The organism is Streptococcus oralis, from assembly GCF_023110435.1.
Taxonomy (GTDB): Bacteria; Bacillota; Bacilli; order Lactobacillales; family Streptococcaceae; genus Streptococcus; species Streptococcus oralis_CF.
The window spans coordinates 81,697-105,050 of the sequence record NZ_JALDWB010000006.1; the positions used below are offsets into that span (position 1 = coordinate 81,697).

Annotated in this window: 14 protein-coding genes; all 14 read right to left on the minus strand. The window is 40.6% G+C overall.

The annotated features are described in order from the left end of the window. Positions 1–8 precede the first annotated feature (8 nt). The 14 genes from glyQ to M1F97_RS08015 all read right to left on the minus strand — a co-directional run bounded on the left by glyQ (position 9) and on the right by M1F97_RS08015 (position 23,350). Positions 9–926 carry a glycine--tRNA ligase subunit alpha gene (glyQ, locus tag M1F97_RS07950; protein ID WP_247944751.1) on the minus strand — a complete coding sequence of 306 codons (918 nt, stop codon included), beginning with the start codon at positions 924–926 and terminating at the stop codon, positions 9–11. A 209-nt stretch (positions 927–1,135) separates the two neighbouring features. After that, complete coding sequence (locus M1F97_RS07955; protein WP_000912018.1) at positions 1,136–1,507, minus strand: GFA family protein; 372 nt, start codon at positions 1,505–1,507, stop codon at positions 1,136–1,138. 269 nt (positions 1,508–1,776) lie between these two features. Continuing rightward, complete coding sequence (locus tag M1F97_RS07960) at positions 1,777–2,619, minus strand: aldo/keto reductase (RefSeq protein WP_247944765.1); 843 nt, start codon at positions 2,617–2,619, stop codon at positions 1,777–1,779. Positions 2,620–2,699: 80 nt separating this feature from the next. Next, a complete protein-coding gene (gene pgdA / locus M1F97_RS07965; RefSeq protein WP_247944752.1) occupies positions 2,700–4,091 on the minus strand; it encodes a peptidoglycan-N-acetylglucosamine deacetylase PgdA in 1,392 nt (463 codons plus the stop codon). 105 nt (positions 4,092–4,196) lie between these two features. Continuing rightward, entirely contained in the window at positions 4,197–5,924 is a 1,728-nt protein-coding gene (gene ezrA, locus M1F97_RS07970; RefSeq protein ID WP_000064795.1) for a septation ring formation regulator EzrA, read from the minus strand. An 80-nt stretch (positions 5,925–6,004) separates the two neighbouring features. Further along, positions 6,005–7,951, minus strand: a complete 1,947-nt coding sequence (gene gyrB / locus M1F97_RS07975; protein ID WP_000134070.1) for a DNA topoisomerase (ATP-hydrolyzing) subunit B — start codon at positions 7,949–7,951, stop codon at positions 6,005–6,007. A gap of 13 nt (positions 7,952–7,964) precedes the next feature. Next, positions 7,965–8,528 (minus strand): HAD-IA family hydrolase, encoded by a 564-nt coding sequence (locus M1F97_RS07980; RefSeq protein WP_282185512.1) that lies wholly within the window; start codon positions 8,526–8,528, stop codon positions 7,965–7,967. Between the two features lie 89 nt (positions 8,529–8,617). After that, positions 8,618–9,166, minus strand: a complete 549-nt coding sequence (locus tag M1F97_RS07985) for a DJ-1 family glyoxalase III (protein ID WP_247944754.1) — start codon at positions 9,164–9,166, stop codon at positions 8,618–8,620. A gap of 10 nt (positions 9,167–9,176) precedes the next feature. Next, complete coding sequence (locus M1F97_RS07990; protein ID WP_247944755.1) at positions 9,177–10,400, minus strand: FtsW/RodA/SpoVE family cell cycle protein; 1,224 nt, start codon at positions 10,398–10,400, stop codon at positions 9,177–9,179. Between the two features lie 5 nt (positions 10,401–10,405). Then, positions 10,406–12,895, minus strand: a complete 2,490-nt coding sequence (locus M1F97_RS07995) for a bifunctional DnaQ family exonuclease/ATP-dependent helicase (RefSeq protein WP_432654196.1) — start codon at positions 12,893–12,895, stop codon at positions 10,406–10,408. 199 nt (positions 12,896–13,094) lie between these two features. Further along, complete coding sequence (locus tag M1F97_RS08000) at positions 13,095–13,946, minus strand: NAD(P)H-hydrate dehydratase (protein ID WP_169446655.1); 852 nt, start codon at positions 13,944–13,946, stop codon at positions 13,095–13,097. A gap of 14 nt (positions 13,947–13,960) precedes the next feature. Next, positions 13,961–14,782 carry a phosphate ABC transporter ATPase gene (locus M1F97_RS08005; protein WP_169446654.1) on the minus strand — a complete coding sequence of 274 codons (822 nt, stop codon included), beginning with the start codon at positions 14,780–14,782 and terminating at the stop codon, positions 13,961–13,963. A gap of 239 nt (positions 14,783–15,021) precedes the next feature. After that, entirely contained in the window at positions 15,022–22,233 is a 7,212-nt protein-coding gene (locus M1F97_RS08010) for an SIALI-17 repeat-containing surface protein (protein WP_247944757.1), read from the minus strand. Between the two features lie 343 nt (positions 22,234–22,576). Continuing rightward, the gene (locus M1F97_RS08015) at positions 22,577–23,350 is read right to left on the minus strand and encodes an HAD hydrolase family protein (RefSeq protein ID WP_169446652.1); all 774 of its coding nucleotides are present in this window, start codon (positions 23,348–23,350) and stop codon (positions 22,577–22,579) included. Between the last annotated feature and the right edge of the window lie 4 nt (positions 23,351–23,354).

Below are 23,354 nucleotides of genomic sequence, written 5' to 3' on the forward strand. Positions count from 1 at the left end.
CACTCTCTTTATTCTCCGTCTTCTGCTAGGAGTTTAGCTCTTGTTTCTTCATCCAAAAGTGGGTAGCCTAGGCGTTTGCGTTCTGCGACAAAGGTTTTGGCTACGACACGGGCCAAGTTACGGATACGGGCGATATAGCCTGCGCGTTCGGTTACGGATACGGCGCCACGCGCGTCAAGCAAGTTAAAGGTGTGTGAACATTTGAGAACATAGTCATAGGCAGGGTGAACCAAGCCTTCTTCCAGGGCGCGACCAGCTTCTTTTTCAAACTTATCAAAGTTTTCAAGCAACATTTCTTGGTCCGAAATTTCAAATGAATATTTTGAATGCTCGTACTCAGGCTGGATGAAGATTTCTCCGTATTTTACACCATCAGCCCACTCAATATCATAGACAGAATCTACTTCCTGAATATAAGAAGCCAAGCGTTCCAAACCATAAGTAACTTCCGCAGTCACAGGACCAGTTGCCAATCCACCAACTTGTTGGAAATAAGTGAACTGAGTGATTTCCATCCCATCAAGCCAAACTTCCCACCCAAGGCCAGCTGAACCAGTTGATGGGTTTTCCCAGTTGTCCTCAACGAAACGAATATCATGTTCCAAAGGATTGATGCCCAATTTTTCCAAAGACTCAAGGTAAAGCTCTTGGATATTTGATGGAGAAGGCTTCATCACTACTTGGAATTGGTGGTGTTGGTAAAGACGGTTAGGATTCTCCCCATAGCGACCGTCAGCAGGACGACGTGATGGCTCTACATAAGCTGCATTCCATGGCTCAGGTCCAATAGCACGAAGGAAAGTGTAAGGACTCATGGTTCCCGCACCTTTTTCATTATCATAAGCCTGCATAAGCATACAACCTTGGTCATTCCAAAATTGTTGCAAAGTAAGGATGATTTCCTGAAAAGTCAATTTTTTAGACATTATTTACTCCTTTTTCTATAAATGACTTGCGACACGAGTCTGCCTCGTCGATTAGACGAAGCAAGACGAGTTAGTACTGCGTCTAGCTCAGGCACTCTAGTGCTGAGCGTGGGGCAGTCCGACTGTAAGGAGATCTCTGCCACTGACGCAGTGAAAAGTCAATTTTTTAGACATTGAATACTCCTTTAGTTTATATTATCTTTTTAAATTTATTTATCAAGCAACCAAGAAAAAGCTGGATCCTGAAAAATATGACGTTTAGGAACAGTTTGTAAATTCTGATTGCATTCATCTACTGTACCCAATTTCAAAGCACAAACTTCTGGTACATCTTCTTGAATAGTGAAAATTTGACTATGACAGTTCTGGCAGTAATAGCGTTGTTTCCCTGGAGATGAACTATAGGTAACCAAATTCTCTTCTCCATACAATACCAGATTTTTACTGCTAACTTTGGCATTAACTGTATAGGCAGACGCAGTTGCTTTCCGACAGAATGAGCAATGACAAAAAACTAATTCCGATAATTCCTCATCTAAAGTGTAGGTGACTGCTTTACATAAACAAGATCCTTTAAGCATTATGCTCCTTTCTACTTAGGTATTGGACGAAATTCAAAAAGAACCGAATTTCAACACCCAAGTCTTGCGACTAGGGGCGTCAGAAACGCGGTTCCACCCTAATTTATTACTTCATTGTTTTTTAAAATATAACAGAAAGCGCCAGTTCCTTACCTTGTCCTACTTGGCTCCCACTATCCCAAGCTCGCTTGAAGAACGCCATAAGACTTTCTTTCTTGTTGATTATTATATCAGAAAGAGAGAAAATTTACAATTCTTTTTCTTACTTTCTAAAAATCCATCTCATCCACACGAGGTGCGCCAGAAATCACTGAAATCGTCTTTAAGATCTCTCGCTCTTCTTTGCTGAGTTCAATCCCAAAACAATCAAGATTACTCTGGATGCGAGAGGCTGTTACTGACTTGGGTAACGGTAAAAACTCTTCTGCCAAACTCCAAGCCAAGGCAATTTGAGCAACTGATTTCCCATGCTTAGCAGCAATTTCTTGGACTTCTTTCTTATCAAACAACTCTCCTTGCCCAAAAGGTCCCCAGGCCTCTAGAAGAATTCCTTTCTCTTTACAGTAGTCAACCACTTCCTCTTGATAAACTCCTGGTGCCAAGCGTACCTGATTGACCGCTGGAATGACTCTTGCTGTCTCAAGCAAGGCTTCCAAATGATGAGGAAGGAAATTACTAACGCCGATAGCACGGATTTTGCCTTCTTGGTAAAGGTCCTCCATCGCTCTCCAGACTTCAGCATTGCGAGTTTTCCATTCGCCATTTTCTCTTAAAGGTTTTGGATTTGGCCAATGGATAAGGTACAAATCTAGATAGTCCAATCCTAGTTTTTCCATTGATTGCTCAAAAGCTTGGCGAGCTTCTTCGTAGCTGTGATTGGTATTCCAAAGTTTGGTCGTTACAAAGATTTCTTGACGTGGAATACCACTATCTCGTATAGCACGGCCAACACTCTCCTCATTTTTATAGATAGCCGCAGTATCGATATGTCGATAACCGGCCTTTAAAGCTTCTAAAACGGCTTGGTAGGCCACCTCTCCATTTTCAGCTTTCCATGTTCCAAATCCTAGAACAGGAATTGAAACTCCATTATTAAGGATATAAGATTTCATCATTTTTCCTTTCTATGTGAAGAAAATCTAAAGAAACAAAGTCCTGATTATCAGCACACTTGCTCCTTTAGATTTTAAAATCATTGATCACGGTCATAATACATTTCGTGAGTTTTTAGACGTGAATTGAGTAATTCCGGAATCGTCACAAATGTATAACCTTGCTCTTTTAGATATTCTATAATCTTTGGAAGAGCATTAACTGTAGCGCCATGAATATCATGCATAAGAACAATCGATCCATTACGAACTTGATGCTGAATCTCTGTTAAAATAGCAGATTCATTCTTGCTCTTCCAGTCTAAACTATCTACATTCCACATGATAAAACTCAAATCCAGACTATTACGAATATCATCTGTAATCGCTCCGTAAGGAGGTCGCATAAGTTTAGAACTCGAACCTAAAACTTTGGTCAAGGAATCTTCTGTATCCGTGATTTGTTTTTTAGCATCTTCCAGAGACAATTTGGAAAGAACGGGATGATCCCAGCTATGGTTTCCTACAACATGGCCTTCTGATTTCATTCGTTTTAGAAGATCTTCGTTGCCAGCAATGTTTTTACCAAGTACAAAGAAAGTCGCCTTTACATTGTACTTAGCTAATGTATCCAAAGCTTGTGTAGTTGTAGATGGATTTGGGCCATCATCAAAGGTCAAGGCTACAACTTTTTTATTTTTCTGAGCAAAGTAAGCCTGGTAAAGTTCAGCATCCTTTTCTAATAGATAAGAGGACTCCAACACATCAAAGAAACTGGATATTGGTAAAGCAATTTCCTCCAGAGCCTCCCCTAGGTCAGCAGGATAAAGGATGAGTTGACTATCTTTATAGTCAAAGCTCCATGACGACAAATCTTGGTCTGTAAAGTTTTTTAGGACCTGATCAATTTTTGTCTGGTCAAGTTTCTTATCTTCTAGGGTTGATTTGATTTGACTCAGCAAGAGTTCCTTAGCCTTGGTCGCATCTTTGAAAAGTTGACTAAGAGTAAAAGTTTTACCGTCTTCTGTCAAGAAAATTTTTCCTAAAGAAGTCTTTTCTTTTTCTTCAACCTTTGCTGCAGACAAATCGTAAACTTGCTTACTAATATTACGAGCCACAACTCCCTTTAGGACGGGATCCAACTGCTCCGTATAATAAAAAACCAAATCTTCTTTATCTTCCAGCTTTTCCTTAATATCCTGGTTGATCTTTTCTCTAACAGGCGCAATGACTTCCTCCCCTTGAAGAGGGTAATAGGCAATCACTTCAGCTTGACCTTTTCGGAAATGGTCTCTCTGACTGCCTGCTTTGAATTGTTGATCTTTTTCACTTTTTAAGGTTTCAATTTTCTGTTCATAGGACTGTTTCTGCAAAATCTTGTAACCAATCACGCCACCTAGGCAGAGCATAGCAAGACTTAAAATACCTACTAAAACCAGTAATACATTTCTCTTTTTATCGTGGGAAACACGCTTCTCTCTATTTTTCTTCATACCTCCATCATATCAAATCAGAACTATAATTTCAATGATAAATCGATATTCTTCTATTTTTGAAATAAATAATAAAAAGCCTAGATGATCTAAGCTTTTCAGGTATTAGAAGCGAATCGCTTCACGTGTTTTTTCATAAGAAGAAACAAAGCGATTTGTGACTCCTGGTTCTGCAACTTCCAAGGCCTGAGAAATTTTCTCAAATGATGCCTTGTAGTCAAATTCTTTTTCAAAAATTTCAAGTGCTTCATTGAAAGCTTGCTGGATACGCTCATCAAATGAACGGTAACGGTTTGAATACTGCAAGAGTTGCTCCGTCAAAGTCGCGTATTGAACAATATTGTAGGTTTCTGTTTCAAGAGCCTCCATGTCATGGGTCGCAATTTCAAGAATTCGTTTAACTGATTCAATATTAACTTGTGCTTGTTCTAACTCTGCCATCAGATCTTCTGTGTTATGGCTTGCAGTAAAGAAAAGTTTCAAGAAACTTTGAGGAATACCCGGCAAGTTTCTCTTCTCCATGTAACGTTTGATAGTATGCAAACGGTTCACATAGACATTTGCTTTTTGACGAGCATTGATGTCATCTTTTTCGATTTGAGCTAGGCGTTCACTAACAGAAACTTGTTCGTCTTCAATGTCTTTTAGATTACTTTGAAGTGAACTAAGCTGCTCCTCTAAAACCGAGTAGGCTTGAGTAGGTTCTGTCTGATCTTCAGTTGCCTCTGTGATCGCTGTATCAAGCCCTGACAATTCAGCTTGAAGACGGCGGACATGGTTCCCATCACTTTCTGGGAGAAGATAAGTTTTATTCAAGCGTTCAAGGTCTTGAACCAAAACCTGATTATTTTCTTTCAAGTGATTGAGGTAGGTTGGAAGCGTTGAAAGGAGACTTTCAACGACTTTTTGGGCAGCTATTTCACGCGTGAAGATATCGTAGAGCGCATTAATCTCTTCTTGGATTTGTGTATTTTCATACTCTGCATTATCCAATTCCAACTGGCGGATGTTTTCTTGATTATTTTTCAAGGATTCATGTAAAAGTTGGAAGCGTGACTCGATGTCCGTTTCAGTGAAGTGATAATTAGCATCCAAGAGTTTACGGTAGCCTTCCTCCAAATCTTCCAATTGTTCTGGAAGTTCTGTTGACAAAGTCTTCACGAGAGATGGAACACGATCAACGATATGTGTCAAAGCGAGAATATGATTTTCAGTTGAATCAAGAATTGCTGCAGCTTCAACTGGGTCACCTGAAGAGTTCAAGGTTACAAATTGAGAAAACTCTGACTGGATATTTTCCAATTGTTTCTCAATTTCAGGAAGGGCTTTACCATACTGTTCCGAATTTTCTGCTACGGTATGTTGCAGATTTTCAAATAAGTCCAAAGCATGCAGAACACGTCCGCTATTCTTAGACTCTTGTTTTTCAAGCTCTGAAAGCGCATTGCGAATCGCTGCAATGTCTTCTTCAATTAAATCAATTTGACTTTCGATTTGATCAATTTGGTGAGTCGCTTTGAAAAAGCGAAAAGAATTATTATAGCCTTCAGCCTCAAACAGGTTATTTTCAATATCAGCAAATGAGTTAAGGGATAAATCAACCCATTTTTGATTCCATTCACGGAAGGTTACCTGACTTTGACCAATCAAATGCATGTTTTTAACCGCTTCAACCTCATCATTTACAGGAAGGTTGTAGAGTTCTTCTTTTCTTTCTTCGAGGGCCGTCAATCTACTTACATTACGCTTACGTAGGAAGATTGCCGCTACATAAGCCAGAATCAAAATGACTGCAATCGCAACCATTAGATAAATTAGTTGTCCATTAGACATATCAAACTCCTTTTATACTAGAAACAATCGTATTGATTATATCATATTTTTTAGGTCATGGGAACTATTTCCCACATTTTTTAGACGTCAAGGGTACTGTAAACGGCATTTTCTTCGATAAATTCGCGACGAGGTTCTACTCGATCTCCCATCAACATATCAAAGATTTTATCTGCTTCGGCAGCATCATCTACCGAAACACGCGCCATCAAGCGATGTTCTGGATCCATGGTTGTTTCCCACAATTGGTGGTCATCCATTTCTCCCAAACCTTTATAACGTTGGATGGTTGGTTTTGAACGCCCTTCACTGTGACGTGCTAAGGCTTCTTGGAGTTTAATTTCTTGATCTGCACCAGGTTGAATGTATTCTTTGATCTCACTTCCAACTTTTACTCCGTAGATTGGCGGTTGAGCAATATAAACATAACCAGCCTCTAGGATTGGTTTCATGTAGCGGTAAATCAAGGTTAGCAAGAGGGTCCGAATGTGGGCTCCATCGACATCGGCATCAGTCATCAAAACGAGCTTTTGGTAACGAGCCTTAGTGACATCAAATTCTGCACCAAATCCTGTTCCCATGGCTGTGAAGAGACTCCGAATTTCTTCGTTGGCAAGGATTTTATCCATGCTAGCTTTTTCAACGTTTAAGATCTTACCACGAATTGGCAAGATAGCTTGGAATTCACGGTTACGACCAGATTTAGCTGACCCACCAGCTGAGTCTCCCTCAACGATAAAGAGTTCTGTTTCCGCAGGGTTGTTCGAAGAACAATCCGCTAGTTTTCCTGGCAGATTGGAAATTTCCAAGCCAGATTTCTTACGAGTGACTTCACGCGCACGCTTGGCAGCTACACGAGCCTTGGCAGCCAAAATCCCTTTTTCCACGATGCGCTTAGCAATCTGTGGATTTTCCATGAGAAAATCAGAAAAGGCATCGCTGAAGAGGCGATTGGTAATCTTAACCACTTCACTGTTCCCCAGTTTGGTCTTGGTTTGTCCTTCAAACTGCGGATTTGGATGCTTGACAGAGATTACTGCAGTCAAGCCTTCGCGAACATCTTCCCCTGTCAGGTTATCTTCATTGTCTTTTAGTAGCTTATTTTTGCGGGCATAATCGTTGATAACACGCGTCAGCGCTGTACGGAAACCTTGCTCATGCGTACCACCTTCATGAGTGTGAATGTTATTGGCAAAACTCATGACGTTTTCGTGGTAACCGGTTGTGTACTGCATGGCTACTTCAACTGTGATATCATCCATCTCACCGTCTGTGTAGATTGGTGTATCAAAGATCACATCTTTATTCTCGTTGATATATTCAACGTAGCTAGCAATTCCACCTTCATAGTGATAATGCTTGGTTTGTTCGAGACCTTCACGCTTATCTGTTATTGAGATTCGAAGTCCTCGGTTCAAAAAGGCTAGCTCTTGAATACGTTTGTTTAATTTGTCAAAGTCAAAAGTCGTTGTTTCTGTAAAAATCTCTGGGTCCGGTGTGAAGTGAACTGTTGTTCCAGTTTTATCTGTATCTCCAACCACCTCAAGATCTGCAACAACATGACCACGACGGTATTCTTGGTAATGAATTTTGCCGTTTTTGTGAACATGAACATCTAGTTGCGTTGAAAGAGCGTTTACTACTGATGAACCTACTCCGTGTAGTCCACCTGATACCTTATATCCGCCACCGCCGAATTTTCCTCCAGCATGAAGAACCGTAAAGACTGTCTCAACAGCAGGACGTCCCGTCTTTTCCTGAATGTCAACAGGAATTCCACGGCCGTCGTCCACAACGGTGATGGAATTATCTGGCTCAATAAAGACTTGGATATGACTGGCAAATCCAGCTAGGGCTTCGTCAATTGAGTTATCAACGATTTCCCAGACTAGGTGGTGAAGACCTTCTTTTGAAGTCGATCCAATATACATACCTGGACGCATACGAACGGCTTCCAGCCCCTCCAAAACTTGAATTTGACTGGCATCATAATCCTGTGCCTGTTGATTTTTGATTTCTTCTGTCATTTTTTCCCTTTTCTTACATGTCTATTGCTTGTCTCAATGTCGCAACGTTTTTAAAAAGATAGGCATCTAAGCCAGCAGCTTCACCTGCTTCTATATCAATATTTCTGTCACCAATGACCAAACCGGATGAGATATGATATTTATCACGTAAATAAATCATGGGCTCAGGATCTGGTTTTCGTTTAAAGCCAGAACTGGCAGTCACCACCTCGGTGAAGTAGTTGGCTATCTGGGTCTTGGCAAGAAGTTCTAGCACTTGGTCATTTCGATGAGAAACCAAGAAATGGCGGCCACCCTTGTCCGAAATGTCTTTGAGTAATTCTGGAACTCCCTCAAACAAAACTGGATGTTCTAGCTCACGCGCTTCATTTTCTTTATAGTTCTCTAAAAAATCCTTGATATCTGGTGCAAACTTCTCGATGGCAAAAGCTGTCGAAACTTTCAAGGCTTCGTAAACACGGTCGTGTTCTTGCTCAATACCATATTGGGCTAAGGTTTCTACAAAGGCTGCTGTAGAAGTCTCATAATTATCCAATAGGGTACCACCTAAATCCCATATATAGTCGTGATATTTCATACCCTTCATTATACCATTTTTTTACGAAAAAAGCGATGATTTCCTAGATTTTTCCAAGCAAAAACGAGAGCCGAACTCTCGTCTTACTGTTAATTTCCAAAGACATCCCGATAGAGCATGCCGACTCGTAAACTTTCTGCATCTCCTCCCAACTGCTCTACCAGCTCATAGGCAAAGGCAAGGGCAGTTGACGGTCCTCGGCTAGTTGTTAGATTGCCATCCACAACCACTGTTTCCTTTCGGTAAATTCCATCACTGATGTTCTCCTGAACACCGTCATAACAGGTGAAGCGCTTGTCTTTCAGGACACCTGCTTGATGGAGGGCGATTGGAGCTGCACAGATAGCCGCAATTTTCTTTCCAGCTTGGTCAAAGGCTTTAATCTCAGAAATAAGGGCTGGATTATCCCGTAGGTGAGCTGATCCTGGCATGCCACCTGGAAGAACTATCAAGTCATAGTCGGACAAATCGCCATCAAAGACACGATCAGCTTTTACCTGAATGCCATGTGAACCTGTCATCTGCTCCTCGAATCCCACCATATCACAGGAAATGTTTGCTCGACGCAAGACATCGACTACTGTCAAGGCTTCGATTTCTTCAAAGCCATTTGCTAAGATAACTGCTACTTTTGCCATAGTGACCTCCTTATTTGATTTGTTTTAGGACGACTTTTTTTCGTTTGAACGGAACTTTCCCACTCTTTTCTTCTGCTAGATTGGTCTGGTAACTCATAGACAAGAGGAGACCGACACCGATGAGGTTACTAATAATTGCGGATCCACCTTGCGAAATGAATGGCAAGGGAATCCCTGTCAAAGGAAGTAAGCCTGTTACGGCACCGATATTTTCAAAGATATGGAAGAGCAACATCATGATAAAGCCAGTTGAAATATAGGTGTAGAACTGGTTATTTGACCTGAGCGTAATCTTCAACATACGATAGATAAGAAGCAAGTACAAAGCAATGACAAAGACTGAACCAATGAAGCCAAAATCTTCAGCAATCACTGTGAAAATCATATCACTTTCACGTACTGGAATGAGGAGATTGGACACATTGAAACCTTGCCCAAACAAACCACCACTTCCAATCGCAATTTGCCCCTGCGCCTGTTGGTAAGTCGTTGTTTGCGCGAAGTCAAAGGGATTGAGCCAAGCCAAAATACGGTTAATCTGGTATGTTGGCATCCCAATCTGATGCAAGAAGGCACGTCCATCCTTGCTTATAAAGATTGCCATGAAGCCTGCAACTGCAGTCACTCCTGTTGCAAAAACAGGAATGATAATCTTCCACGAAACACCTGAAAGGAGGACCATGCCTGCAAAAATAGCCACGAAGACCAAGGCAGTTCCTAAGTCACTTTGTAGGGCTAGAAGGATCAAGACTGGGATGGTAAAGGCAATCATCCAACCAATCAATAGGAAATCCAAGGGAATAGTCCGTCGCCACTCCTTGTGTTTTTGAGTGAATTGTACAATGACTCGAGCCAATATCAAGATGTAGGAAATCTTCATGAACTCAGATGGTTGAAAGAGCGTGGTTCCCCCGATAGACACCCAGTTTTTAGCACCCGTAGAAGCTACTAGACTCGGATTGTAAAAAACAAGGGGGAGAACCATCAAGGCCAAACCTAAACCATAAAGATAGGGAGTCACCTTCCATAAAAACTCGGTATTGAAGAACATGACGACAAACCCAATGACAAGCCCTAAAGCAATCCAGGCGATTTGCTGACCTAGAATTGGAAGTACATTATTGGGATAGTCATGACTAACTGCTATATAGATAGCCACTACTCCAATCACCAGTAAACAAAACACTGGTAGGAGGAGGCTATAATCGACTCGAGAGTCGAAGGAACGTTTCATATTTTTTACCTTTTCTCTTTCTTGGATTTTTCTTTCATTCTATTGCGACGGGATTGGAGAAAATCAGCTACTGCAGACTCTAGCTGTTCTCTAGCAAGAACCCTAACCATTCTTTCTTTTGACAAGGTCTGGGCGATTTGTTTGCCGTAACGCTTGCTGACGACACGACTGTCTAAGATTACAGCAACCGAACCTTGGTTGGGCCGTCTAACAGTACGACCAAGGGCTTGTTTTAGCCGAATGATCGCCATCGGTAACTGATAATCATAGAAAGGATTTTTCCCTTCTTGACGCAGTTCTTGGTTTAATTTTTTGGTTAAAGGCTCTTGGGGATTTTGGAAAGGCAATCTCGGAATCACTTGGATTACGCAAGGATGGGTAGAAAAGTCAACTCCTTCCCAGAAACTACCTGTTCCAAGTAAGATCTGGCGTTCACCTTTTTCAAAACGTTTTTTCAGTTGACTTGGTTCCCCATTTTTATACTGAGCCAGATGGGGTTGGTCTAGCAAATCTGAAACTGCCAGCAACATCTCTTTTGAGGTAAACAAAACCAATAAGGGTTCTTGAAAGGCTTGTAAACGTCGAATGACAGAAGCCACTTCACTAGCATAGTCAAAAGGCGAAACTTCTGTAACGAGAGGAAAGTCCTCGATTAGAAAGACTTCTTGTTGCTCCTGCTTTGCTACATCAAGCCTAACAAGTGGAGCATTTGGAAATCCCAGTAAATCTGCTAAGGAAACCCGAGTGCTGATTTCAAGAGTGGCAGATACTCCTAGGAGCCTACAATCTTTTGGCAATAAGTCTGCTAGTATAAAGCGACCATTTTTGCTTGAACAAATCAGGACATCCTTACTCGATTTCTCTGCTGGAGCAAGCCAAAATTCACGGTCCGACGTAAAAAAGTTTGCAATCTCTCTATACTCTGGGAGAGCTAGCTCCGAAAAATGTTGGCGCAACTGTTCGAGAGAATTCAACCACTTTCCATTCTTCAGACCTGACTGATAGTGCTCCATCGAGTAACGACATTCAAAAGCAATACTCTCAAGCAAGCGTTTCTGAACCAAATTTTCCTCTGTCTCCAAGGACTTATCAATTTGAGTTACAAGATCCTCAAGGCGATAAGCCTGCTGGGCTAGATTTTCAAGAGCTAACAGCATTTTTTGAGCCTCATCCAAGATCATCAAACGGTTGTCGACAAACTCTGGATTGTCTTCCAAACGAGTGACCAGATAGGCATGATTGGTCAGAAGAACACGACTGGTCTTGGCCTTGTCCTGCCCTCGTTTCCAAAAATCCTCTGTAGCAAATAAACTTTTCTTTGAAAGCTTGCCATCGTGGACTAGTTCAGGCAGAAAGTGCTGGTAGCGATAAAGCTGACCGATTTCGTCCAAATCACCAGTCTCTGTCTCTGTTAGCCAGATGAGCAGTTGCATTTTAAAGCGTGTGAAAAGGCGATTGGACTCCGGTCGATGGAGAACTCGGTGAAAGGCATCCAGTTTTAAATAATTTTGAGGACCCTTGAGACTATGAATCTCCAGGTGGAAGACCTCTTTTAAGCTCTGACCTTCTTCTTGCATGATTTGATTTTGAAGAATTTTGGTCGGAACACTCACTAGAATCCCTGCTTGACTCTCCGAATTCAAAGCTGGGAGGAGATAACCGTAAGTCTTACCCAATCCCGTTTGAGCTTGGATAAAAGAAGTCTGGTGTTCTTCCAATAAGTGCTCAACCTTCTCCGCAAATTCCAACTGTTGCGGACGTTCCTCCAATCCCAATAAAGAAATGTTTTTAGCAAAGTCTTTGGATAACTTTCGTGGGACTAAGGCTTTGCTTTCCTTTTTGAGGAAAAGCCCATGGAGTTCTATCAATTCTGGAGAAGCCAGGAGAGATTGTTGCTGGTAAACCTCCTCAATCACCAGATAACTTTCATAGAGAAGGTTGTCTGCAAGGTTTAACAAGCTTTCTAAGAGCCCTTTTGGTAACTCAAAAAGTTTTTGACGCATGTAAAGCAAGAGTTCTGCTGTTGCCTGAGCATCAGACAGGGCAGTGTGGGCTTGTTCTAGTTCAATGCCCAACTCTTGACAAAGGATACCTAGGTTATACTTTTCAAACTGAGGATACAAAACTTGGGCAAGCTCAACTGTATCCACCCGCGGTGTGCGCAATTCATATCCTTCAAAAAAGAGAAATTCCGCAAGGAGATTGGCATCAAACTGTACATTGTGCGCAACAAAAATACCGTCCTTAACCAATTCAAAAATTTTTCCAGCCACCTGAGAAAACTCTGGTGCCACAGCCAAGCGCTGATCGGTCAGACCTGTTAATTCTTTGATATGAGAATCCAAGAGTTCGTGGGGATTGACATCAGTCGCATACTGATCGATGATTTCACCATTCTCAATCACCACAATGCCTACTTGAATAATTTTTGCCTTGCTTCCGGTGCTGGTCGCCTCTAAATCAACGACCACATACCGATCATTTCTCGCATTCATCATTAAAAATTATATCAAAAAAAGCATGATTTGACACCCCTCAACTTTGATAACAATCTCGCTTTATTTGTAATTTTAAGTAAAAATCAAGACCTTAAAAGTGAGAATTTCACGCAAGTTCAGCAGTTGATTGCTGGTTCTGAGGTATTTGAAAAACTTATCAACATAGCTACATCGACATAAAAAGACAACCAAGGTATTAGCTGCCTTTTTGAGATATTTTTTTCATTGTTTTCGGAATTTCACAGCTCATCTGACTTGGTAAAACCACATAATGTTCTTGAGCTAGTTCTTGGGCAATGGCTGAGTGAAGGTGAGTTGCTACCACTACTCTCTCATAAAGACTGGCTTGGTGAAACTGACCTGCAAAACCAGCAATCATCCCAGCCAGAGTATCTCCCATCCCACCAGTTGCTTGATAGGGGCCTCCAACCTGTAACTGATAATATTCAGACTGACCAGCTTGCCAGATACGAGTCGCCGAACCCTTCTCGACTAGAATCGTTCCTTGAGAAAAAGATGCAAGAGCTCTAGCAGTCGTCTCTGTATTTTGATGTTCAAGAGCTGTGCCAGATAGTCTTTCCCATTCCCTTTGGTGAGGAGTCAGGATAAGCTGACTAGAAGGAAATAGTAACTGGCTTTTTGCTAAGATTCCCAAAGCACCGCCATCTACAATCAAAATCTGGTCATTTCTGAGCTTATCAAAAACCCGTTTTACAAGTTCTTCTCCGAAAGCATCCTCTCGCAAACCCGGACCTAGCAAGACAACTTCTGCCTTCTCTATCTGTTCCTTTAGTAATGCTGTATCCTTTATAGAAAATGCCATGGCCTCAGGTAAATGACTGTGCAGAGCCGGAATGTTCTCCTTATCCGTGCCAACAGTCACCAAACCAGCCCCACTCTTAACAGCTGCAATTGCTGACATGATGATAGCACCCCCATAAGGATAGGTCCCTCCCAGCAAGAGCAGGCGACCGTAATCCCCCTTATGACTGTGACGTGGCCGTTCTACAATGACTTTTTCTAATAAAGTTTGATCAATCACTTTCATCGTTTTTTCCTCAACTATCCTTTATCTGATTGTTTTAAAACAACTTGATAGACTTTCTTAGTCCACTCTTCTAAGTCTTCTCCATCATAGTCAAGATAATGCACTCTATCTTGTATTTTAGTTGGAATAATATTTTCAAATTGGCTCTTATTATGAGTTGGAATAATACAAATATACAACTCACTAAATAAATTCAATATGTCCTTAATTTTTGCAACATGGTAGCCATCAAAAATATAACCAGTAACTTTAATCAAATCTGTATAGATAAAATGAAAACTCACTCCAGGAATAAACTTGTCTTGTAATTCTTTATCTGAAGGAGCTCGACCTAATAAACGCTCCATCGCTAATCGATAACCAGAACTTGTATTTGACCACCCTAACATGACATAGTCAAAATAATCTATCGGATCCGATGCAGCATTTCTACTATCCAAAACCAACTCTTCAGCATCTCGCCCAAAGGCGTTCACAGCAGATAAGAGCTGACCTGTTTTAAAGATAGAAATCGCTGCATCTATAGTCGTAGTATGACTACAGTAGTCCGAAGTCACTAACCTCTTATGTAGATCATAAGTCGAGGCTACTCTTTTATCTGTAGGGGTAAATGGTGGCAGAAAGGGATGCTGACAGATGTAATCTAAAATTTCTTCTTTTAAACAAGAATCAGCACACTCAATACTTGTTTGACGTTTATGAAGTTTTTCGTAAGCTATAAATTTAGCAATTTTTTCTAATTCCCACTCTTGAATATTCGGATAATCAATTAGTGCTAAGTAGTATATTCCATCCCATTGTAAACTATATTCCCCATTATAAATTTTTAAAATCATCTAATCACCTCACTCCATTATACAACAAAAAGGTACACACCTTGCAATTTGGATTACTATTTTTCTGTCTAACTTTTGGGGTACAATTCACCTCTCTTGCTTACACCTATATAAAACTGGAGAAGACCATGATTGTCTTCTCCAGTTTTTAGATGCCATCAACTTACAATAGTTGAAAAAGAAACCAATTTTTAATCATCGGCTAATATCTACAAATAGGATGTCATTAGACGCTGAGACTAATCTTCTTTGAGTTTTGCAGTTAATAAAGCTGCTGACAAGGCCAAGGTAACACCTGCCAAGAAAACAGCTGTTTCTGACTGTTTTTCACCAGTTTCTGGCAATCTCTTGTCTTCCTTGGCAACTTGGACTGGTGTTTCTGGAGTCTGAGCTTTTTCTAACGAACTTAGTTTAAACTCTGGTTTTTCTACTGTCGGTGCTGGTTGATTACCTACTGTAGCTAGAATACCACGGTACTCTGGAAGTTTATGTTCTAGAGCCATTACAGCATTAACGCCACCCTTAAATTCAGGTTTCTCAACACTTGGTACTGCTTGATCTCCTACTGTGGCTAGAATTCCTGTGTATTCTGGAACTTCATTTACTGCTGCTTCTACAAAGTTAGCACCGCCTTTGAATTCTGGAACATCGTTCACTGCTGCTTCTACAAAGTTAGCACCGCCTTTGAATTCTGGAACATCGTTCACTGCTGCTTCTACAAAGTTAGCACCTCCTTTGAATTCTGGAACTTCATTGACTGGAGCAGGCTCCTCGCCTTTACTACTTGAAATAGATGCTTTCACTCCTACTTCAACAATGCGATCCTGAGCCTTTCTTTCTTCAGAATGAACAAGACTTCTAGTAGTACCCAAAACTTGAATATAGTCAACTTTTTCTCCATCTTGTCCTTCAGAAACGATACGACGTTGACCTTGAGCAAGTTCAGGGTTTTCACGAATAACTTCTTTAAACGGAAGCGGAGTCTTTTCAATTTCCAAACTTGGAGTTTCTGCTACTAAGTTCTTAACGCCTTCTGTTGGTGTTGTTTGGAAGGTAGACTTAAAGTGTAAACGATATTCTTTCACCAGATTACCATCTTTGGAAACAAGACGAACCAGTGTTGGAAGATTGGCATTTCCAGAATCCACAACTGTAACTACTCCATGTCCACTAGTTGTTGCAGTGACTTTTGGTTTTGAACCCATTGTTGTTAGAGTGTAATCTGTCACATTTGGATCAAAGTTTTCCAATGCTTTTCCGTCGATCGAAATAGTCGCTGATGGTGTTTCCACTTCTGCTCCCTTGCCTGCAGAGTAGGCTGTAAATTCTACAAGTGCAAGACCATTGGTAGTAGCCTTACGAGTCATGCGAGCACGAATTGCTGTCGTTTGAACCGGATCAAAATTAAACTCGATTGGTTTACCAGCTACTAATTCTCCAGAAGCTTTGTAAGGAATAGGTGCCCAATTTTCTGCCTTGTTAAATGGATGGTCAGCATTTTCTTCATAACGAGAAATCGTACTTGGTTCTGTAAAGGCAGGGCCAATATATCTTTCTAGAACCATTTTCTCTGGGGCATCTGTTCCACTATCTTTAAAGAACTGAATAGCTACTTTTCCAATAGATTGGGTGGCAATTTTACCGTCCTTCTTAAAGAGTAGTCCGACAGAAGTTTCTTCATTTTTCGGAGTACGAGACCAGTTTGTCCAACGTCCATCTTCATTGTATTTTCCATCATTGATATAGAAAATTCGATCATGTGAAGCTGCTTGAGTATCGTTCGTTGTCGAAGCAAAGGCTTTAGAATCCGTTTCATTGTTGCTTGGATTTTCTGAAATGACTTGATTGCCTTTAGAAACAACTGTCACCTGCATTTTAGTCGTTAGATTTGTACCAATGACATGACCGGTAATTTCAAATGTTCCCTCATGCTCTGTTGCATGTTCAGGAATAGCATCCCATTTCACTGCCAGTTTATCTGTAGTCCAAGTAGTTGAAGTTGGGTAATAAACAGTGACTTCTGAAGGAAGTTGAAGAGCATCTCCAACATTCAAGATTTTAGCACTATTTTCTGCAGCAAGAGGTTGACTAGTTTCTCTCTCATCATTGCGGAAGATTCTATATTCTTTCAATACCGTACCATCTTCTGCTTTTAAGATGAGACGTGTTGCACCTTTTGGACTGGTTGCAGGAACAACTGTTACCAAACCATTATTGCTAGCTGTTGCAGTGATTTCTTTGCTAGATTGAGGAATATAGTAATCGGTCTTAGATGGATTAAAGTGTTCAAGATCCTTGCCATCTACCTTGATAGAAATCTCTGAACTTGTTTCACTTAAGACCTTGTTTCCAAGCACAGTTAGCTCTGTCAGACCAACACCTGATGTTCCATCTGCTTTCTTCATACGAATACGAACAGCGTAGGTTTCGACCTTGTCAAATGTGAAGTGATTGGTTTGAGTTGCAGACAGCTGACTTGGAGCATGTAAGTTTTCAACTGCTTTCCAATTGTCTGGATTATTAAATGGATGATTGCTATCTCGTTGCGCATGACTGACATCACTTGGTAAATCTGGAATTTCTTTACCTACATAATATTCAACTACATATTCTTTTGGAAGACCAATTGCTCCATCAGTATAGAAATCAACCGACAAATTGTTGACAAAACGCTTCGTCAAGTCTCCTGAATTACCAAATAAGATAGAAGCCCAGTCATTATCAGTATTTGTTCTCCAAGTAGTCCATCTATTTTTAGCATCTGATGGCGTTCTTGATACAGTCAAATCGTTCAAGGTGTTGGCTGTGTCATCTCCTCCTGTATTGGATACAATGGCAGCTGGTAATTGTGAACCTGTCCATTGTTTAGAGATATTATTTCCAGCAACCACTTGACTAGACACTCGAACATGAGCTTTAGTTGTCAGATTGCTACCTACTAAACGACCATTGATTTCATAGACCCCTTCAGTTTGACTAAAGTTGGCTGGAACCTGATCCCAAACAACATCTTTGTAGATAGTTGTTCCGTTAGAATGGTAAGCCCGGACATTAGCTGGCAATTGAACCGTCTCACCCTTAGGTACTGTGAGACTGATTTCCTCTGCAACTTGCAATCCTTCAACCGTTACAGTCGCTTGAGCTTCAATATCTGTGCCTTCCACATGTCCTTTAAGCGTAAAGCTATGATAGTGCCCCAACTCTTTTTCATCTACCTTATCCCAAGCTACAGATACTTTGCGTGGCAAGCCCTTATCAAATTCTGCTCCAACTTCTTTAGGTAGATTCGGTTGCTGATTGATGTCTGTAGAAACAGATACAGGATGCAGTTTCACAATCTTCTTGTTAACTTTATTTTCTTTAATCACTACTTCAGTAGTTACAGATTCTGTTTTCTCTGTTTGATTATCGATTCGAGGTGTCAAAGTCACTCTTCCCTTAGTATAGAGCAATAGATTCTGACCATTCACCTCAAGATGTCCCCCATCAGATGATTTAGCTTCTAAGTGAATATCTGAAGCCGAAAATTCTGTTTGTGAACCATCCTCATAACGACCAATGACGTGATAAGTTAATACTTGATCTTCAGTGGCAGTTTCTTTTCCTTCTACAACCACTTCCAAACGTTTCAAAGCAGGAGCTTCCTTCACAAACTGAATTAAGTAAGTTTGAACCAAATCACCCTTTTGGTCACTCAAGAAGAGAGAAGCCTGATAACCATTATCAGCAGAAGCTTGCTGAACAGTTACTTGATATCCGGTAGTCTGAGCTCCAACACTTGGAATTGTTCCAGTGTAAGGAAGAGATACACGGTAATAGGTCTTGCCAGACTCAAAATTCTCAAGAGCTTTATCCCCAACAGTAAGTCCTGTAATGCTACTTGTTGTTTCCTTACTACTTGCGATAAAGGTTGCAGTCACTTCACGGTCGTCATCTACCAATTTACCAGTAGCCTCCGTACGTCCACCTTCCTTGTTCAAAGCAGCAGGGTCTTTCAAGGTCCAAGAAACAACATCAGTATCAATCAAGCTACCATCTGTCAGAACAGCAGTGACCGTTTTATCCAAATCAGCCGCATTCGTTCCAACTGGGACTGTAGCAACTTTTGGTAACCATCTATCTAAAGCAATCACTTTAACAAGTGCCTCAGCTGGGGTTTCCAAACCTTCCACTCGTCCAGAGACTTTCTTTTCACCTGCACTTGTAAGCAAGTCTGATGGCACGTCCCATGTTACAGTCTTTTCCTCAACACTACCATCGCTATAAATAGCTGTTACTGTTTGAGGCAATTCAGGATTTGTTGTCACGTCAGTTGTTGCTTTTACAGGAGCAAAGGCTACAAAGTGACGGTTTTCTTTCTTACCAGACACAGTTGCGACTGTTGCGCTATCAGAAGTTAAACCAGCAGAATCTGCATAAAGAGTAAATTTACCTTCTTTTTCTGTTGATTTTACAATGACAACCCCTTTACCATTGAAAGCACGTCTTTGCCATGTTCCATCTGCTTGAGCTTTGTAGCGTTCACGACTAGCTTGTTCTCCATTATCCACACCAACGATTTGTCCCTGACCATGAAGATTGAAATGAACAAGATTGTTAGCTGTTGGAACCACATTCCCATCACCATCAACAATTTCGTAATGGATGTAGGATAGGTCTTTTCCATCTGCAGTGATAACATGCTCTTCTTTAGTCAGACGAACTCTTGCTGGCTCCCCAGCAGTTGTCACACTATCACGCGCAATTTCATTCCCATTTTCATCTCGAGCAATCGCAGTCAGTGTACCTGGTTGGTATTTCACAAGCCACTCAAGATACAATTCACTTGGTTTAGCCCCCTCATGATATGGACGTCCATCTTCTGTCGTTTTCTTAGTAAATTCCTTTTTACCAAGTGACTCTCCATTTAAGAACAATTCGACGCTTGCAGCATTTGAGAAGGTACGAACCGGAACCTTTCCATCAACCAGCATCTTGCGTTCCTTAAGGGTCTCTTCAGTCCAGTTCCAATGTGGTAAAATGCGAACAGTTGGCTTTTCTTTAGCACTATACCATTCACTACGGTAAAGGTAGAAATCATTCTTTGGTAAACCAGCCGTATCGATGATACCAAAGTAAGAACTTTTTACAGGTGTATTATCTTGGTTATGCCATGGAGTTGGTTCACCGATATAGTCAATTCCTGTCCAGATAAATTGTCCAGCATAGCCAGCACGATCACGGTCAAAAGTCCATGATTCAGTAGCTGTTCTTCCCCATCCAACACGGTCATTACCATAGTCAGATTGTTCATAGTGACGATTTGGACGATTGTCATGTCCAAGGATTTGAGCAGGGTTATAATAAGAATCACGCGTTCTAGTAGCTGAAGAGGTTTCAGAACCATAAATGAGCCAGTCTGGATGAGCACTACGAACCGCATCATAAAAACGTTCACCATAGTTCATACCGACAGCATCCATGATTTCTGCGAGTTTCAAGAAATCACCTGTCGCTGCACGACTAAATTTATTTTCACCCATGGTGACATAACGTTCAGTATCAATCGCCTTGATAATAGCCTTCAGACGTTTAGCTGTCTCGATAGAACGAGGACTACCATTTGCCTCTTCCACCTCATTTCCAAGAGACCACATTACGATAGACGGATTGTTCTTATCACGTTCTACCATTGTTCTAAGATCAAAATCAGACCACTTCTCACCCTTCTTAGCTTCAGGATGAGTTGCATCTTGATCAAAGAACCGTCCATAGTCGTAAGTCTTCTTGCCACCATACCAAGTATCAAAAGCTTCCTCTTGAACCAAGAGACCTAAACTAGCTGCAGCATCAAGCAACTGAGGACTCGCTGGATTGTGGGTTGTTCGAATAGAGTTAACTCCCATATCTTTCAAGAGTTTTAATTTACGATAGGTAGCCTTATAATTCTCTTCTGCCCCCAAAGCTCCATTGTCATGGTGAATACTTACCCCGTGGAATTTCATACGTTCACCATTCAGAGAGAAACCTTCCTTCGCAGTCCAATTGAAATAACGGTAACCAAATGTATCTTCTGTTACATCAACTAGTTGACCTTCTTTATAAACCTTTGTTTTCAGCACATACAGTTGTGGATGATAACTTTTTGTCGTCCAAAGAGTTGGTTTATTAACTAGGATTGTTTGTCTGAAATCTGCAGTTTCATTTTCTGCTAAATTCTTCGTTTCAGAGCGGACTAATTCTGAAACAACCTTACCTTCCTTAGTAAAAATTTGTTGTTCCACAAAGACTTTAGTAGCCTTTTTATCCGTATTTTTAATCCTACTCTGAACCTGTGTTTCAACATTCCCTTCTTTTTGCTCAGCAAGTTTTGGTGTAGTGATATGATTACCATTTTCGGCAACATGAACTTTATCACGATAACTAAGGGTTACATCACGATAAATCCCACTTCCTGAATACCAGCGACTACTTGGTTGCTTATTGGTCACTTGAACAGTAATTGAATTTTCACTACCATCCTTGTTTAAAAATTCTGTGATATCATATGAAAAATGATTATAGCCGCTTGGATAATGTCCGACAAATTTACCATTTACATAGACTTTTGAATCCATGTAAACCCCATCAAAATTGATACGAACATCCTTATTCTTGTCAGCTTCATTTAATGTGAAAGTCTTACGATACCAAGCTGTTCCACCATTTAACTGGCCACCCTCATTACGCGCGGGAGATTTGTGATCAAAGTCAAAATAAATACTCCAATCATGAGGAAGATTCAATTTAGACCAATCATGAACATCCACATCTTTTTTTGAAAAATCTCCTTGGGCATTTAGTTTAAAATACCAATCTTTATTAAAATCTTGTTTTCGTTCCGATAATAGCTGTTTTTCCTTTTCAACTTCGGCTTTGTTTGACTCTCTAGACAGCACTTGCGATTTTTCAGAAGAAGATTTGATCTCTGTGTCTGCTTTCACTTGGTCCTTTTCAGAAGTTTTTTTAGAATTCTCTTTTACTTCTGTTCCAGCTTTTACTGCAGATTCAACAGGCTTTGGCTTTGCCTCTTCAGATTTCTGTTTGTCCTCAACCTTAGTTCCTTCTTCTACTTTATTTGGAGTTTCCACTTTAGGACTAGCCAATTCACGACTACCCTCATTAGCAGGTGTAGTAGGTTCTGTATCCTTAGCAACTTTATCTTCTGCAGATTCAGCTTTTGGTTTTACAAACTCACGCCCACCATTCTCATCAGCCTTTGCGATAGCAGCTGCCACATCATCGGGAAGCTTATCTAAAGGTTGAGCTTGATGAACAGTTGTTTCTTCTGTTTGAGCATTGGATGAAGCCAACTCCTCAGCTTGGACAGCAGAAATACCAAATATACTAGCCCCAATCATCACAGATGCCGCACCTATTGCAAATTTACGAATGCTATAATGACAACGTTTATCAAAAAGTCTTTTGTTCATTAAAATCCTCATTTCTTTTTCTTGATACAAAGTAAGCGTTTACTTTATTTTTAAAAATAACCTCCTTCTGAATACACAAACAAGTACCAAGTTTTATAATATATTTTATATATTAAATATATCAAAACACACCTTATATTGCAATTATTTTCCATCAATTTGACCTAATAAAATATTATACAAGAAAAGTTCATTTAAAAGGAATAGTTGCAATGAAAATAGCTTTCGGTTCTAGACTCTTTCTACTACAAATTGAATTCCATTAATATCTTTTTCAAACTTCAAATTTATAGTTTATAGACTGCATTACTCTACATAAAAAGAAGGCGAACCTCCTTCTACACTATTTTCCCTTAAATTCCGCAAAGGTCTGTAAGATTTTAGCTGCCACTGCTGGAGAAGGTTCTCCTTTTAGCTCAAACGTTTCATCCGCATATGAAGTAAGGCCAGCAAAATCTCCTATCTGAACTGAATAGAGAGAGGTTTTAAACAGTTCAATATCGTTTTGGTCATTTCCAAAAGCAATGAAATTCTCCCCACATAACTTTTCAACAGTTGTCGCCTTATGAGTATCCAAGGGATTAACATAAAGGCACTTTTCATGCGCATGATAAGACAGATGAGCCAGCTCCAGTCTTTCTAACTGACCAAGCAGGTCATCAAGCAAATCCTCATGGTCGCCCATATAAACGACTACCTTAATCGGAGTCCCCAAGTCCTCGAGTTTCTGATGACGAGCCACCTTTAGGGGGTCAACACTAGAAATAAATGGAATCTTCTCCACAATCTGACCACTATAATCAAAGCAATCATCTGCAAAGAAAGGGAGATTATAAGTCTGGCAATAATTCACTAGCGCCTGATAAACTCTAGCATCGAGATTTCTTTCATAGATGGCTTTCCCCAGATAATAGGCTACACCACCATTCAAACCTATGACCAAGCGCTGACTGAGTTCAGGGCCTAATAAGCCCAAGCAATCCCGATAAGAGCGGGCTGAGGCAAACACAACCTCATGCCCATAATCTTCAGCCTTTAAAAGAACCTGCTTAATCTCCTCATCTATGGTCATATAGTCAAAAGACAGCGTCCCATCCAGATCAAATACGAATTTCATTTTC

Bases quoted from the DNA above. Each gene is read 5' to 3' on its own strand.
- glyQ (WP_247944751.1), bottom strand. From the start codon at position 926: ATGTCTAAAAAATTGACTTTTCAGGAAATCATCCTTACTTTGCAACAA.
- M1F97_RS07955 (WP_000912018.1), bottom strand. From the start codon at position 1,507: ATGCTTAAAGGATCTTGTTTATGTAAAGCAGTCACCTACACTTTAGAT.
- M1F97_RS07960 (WP_247944765.1), bottom strand. From the start codon at position 2,619: ATGAAATCTTATATCCTTAATAATGGAGTTTCAATTCCTGTTCTAGGA.
- pgdA (WP_247944752.1), bottom strand. From the start codon at position 4,091: ATGAAGAAAAATAGAGAGAAGCGTGTTTCCCACGATAAAAAGAGAAAT.
- ezrA (WP_000064795.1), bottom strand. From the start codon at position 5,924: ATGTCTAATGGACAACTAATTTATCTAATGGTTGCGATTGCAGTCATT.
- gyrB (WP_000134070.1), bottom strand. From the start codon at position 7,951: ATGACAGAAGAAATCAAAAATCAACAGGCACAGGATTATGATGCCAGT.
- M1F97_RS07980 (WP_282185512.1), bottom strand. From the start codon at position 8,528: ATGAAATATCACGACTATATATGGGATTTAGGTGGTACCCTATTGGAT.
- M1F97_RS07985 (WP_247944754.1), bottom strand. From the start codon at position 9,166: ATGGCAAAAGTAGCAGTTATCTTAGCAAATGGCTTTGAAGAAATCGAA.
- M1F97_RS07990 (WP_247944755.1), bottom strand. From the start codon at position 10,400: ATGAAACGTTCCTTCGACTCTCGAGTCGATTATAGCCTCCTCCTACCA.
- M1F97_RS07995 (WP_432654196.1), bottom strand. From the start codon at position 12,895: ATGAATGCGAGAAATGATCGGTATGTGGTCGTTGATTTAGAGGCGACC.
- M1F97_RS08000 (WP_169446655.1), bottom strand. From the start codon at position 13,946: ATGAAAGTGATTGATCAAACTTTATTAGAAAAAGTCATTGTAGAACGG.
- M1F97_RS08005 (WP_169446654.1), bottom strand. From the start codon at position 14,782: ATGATTTTAAAAATTTATAATGGGGAATATAGTTTACAATGGGATGGA.
- M1F97_RS08010 (WP_247944757.1), bottom strand. From the start codon at position 22,233: ATGAACAAAAGACTTTTTGATAAACGTTGTCATTATAGCATTCGTAAA.
- M1F97_RS08015 (WP_169446652.1), bottom strand. From the start codon at position 23,350: ATGAAATTCGTATTTGATCTGGATGGGACGCTGTCTTTTGACTATATG.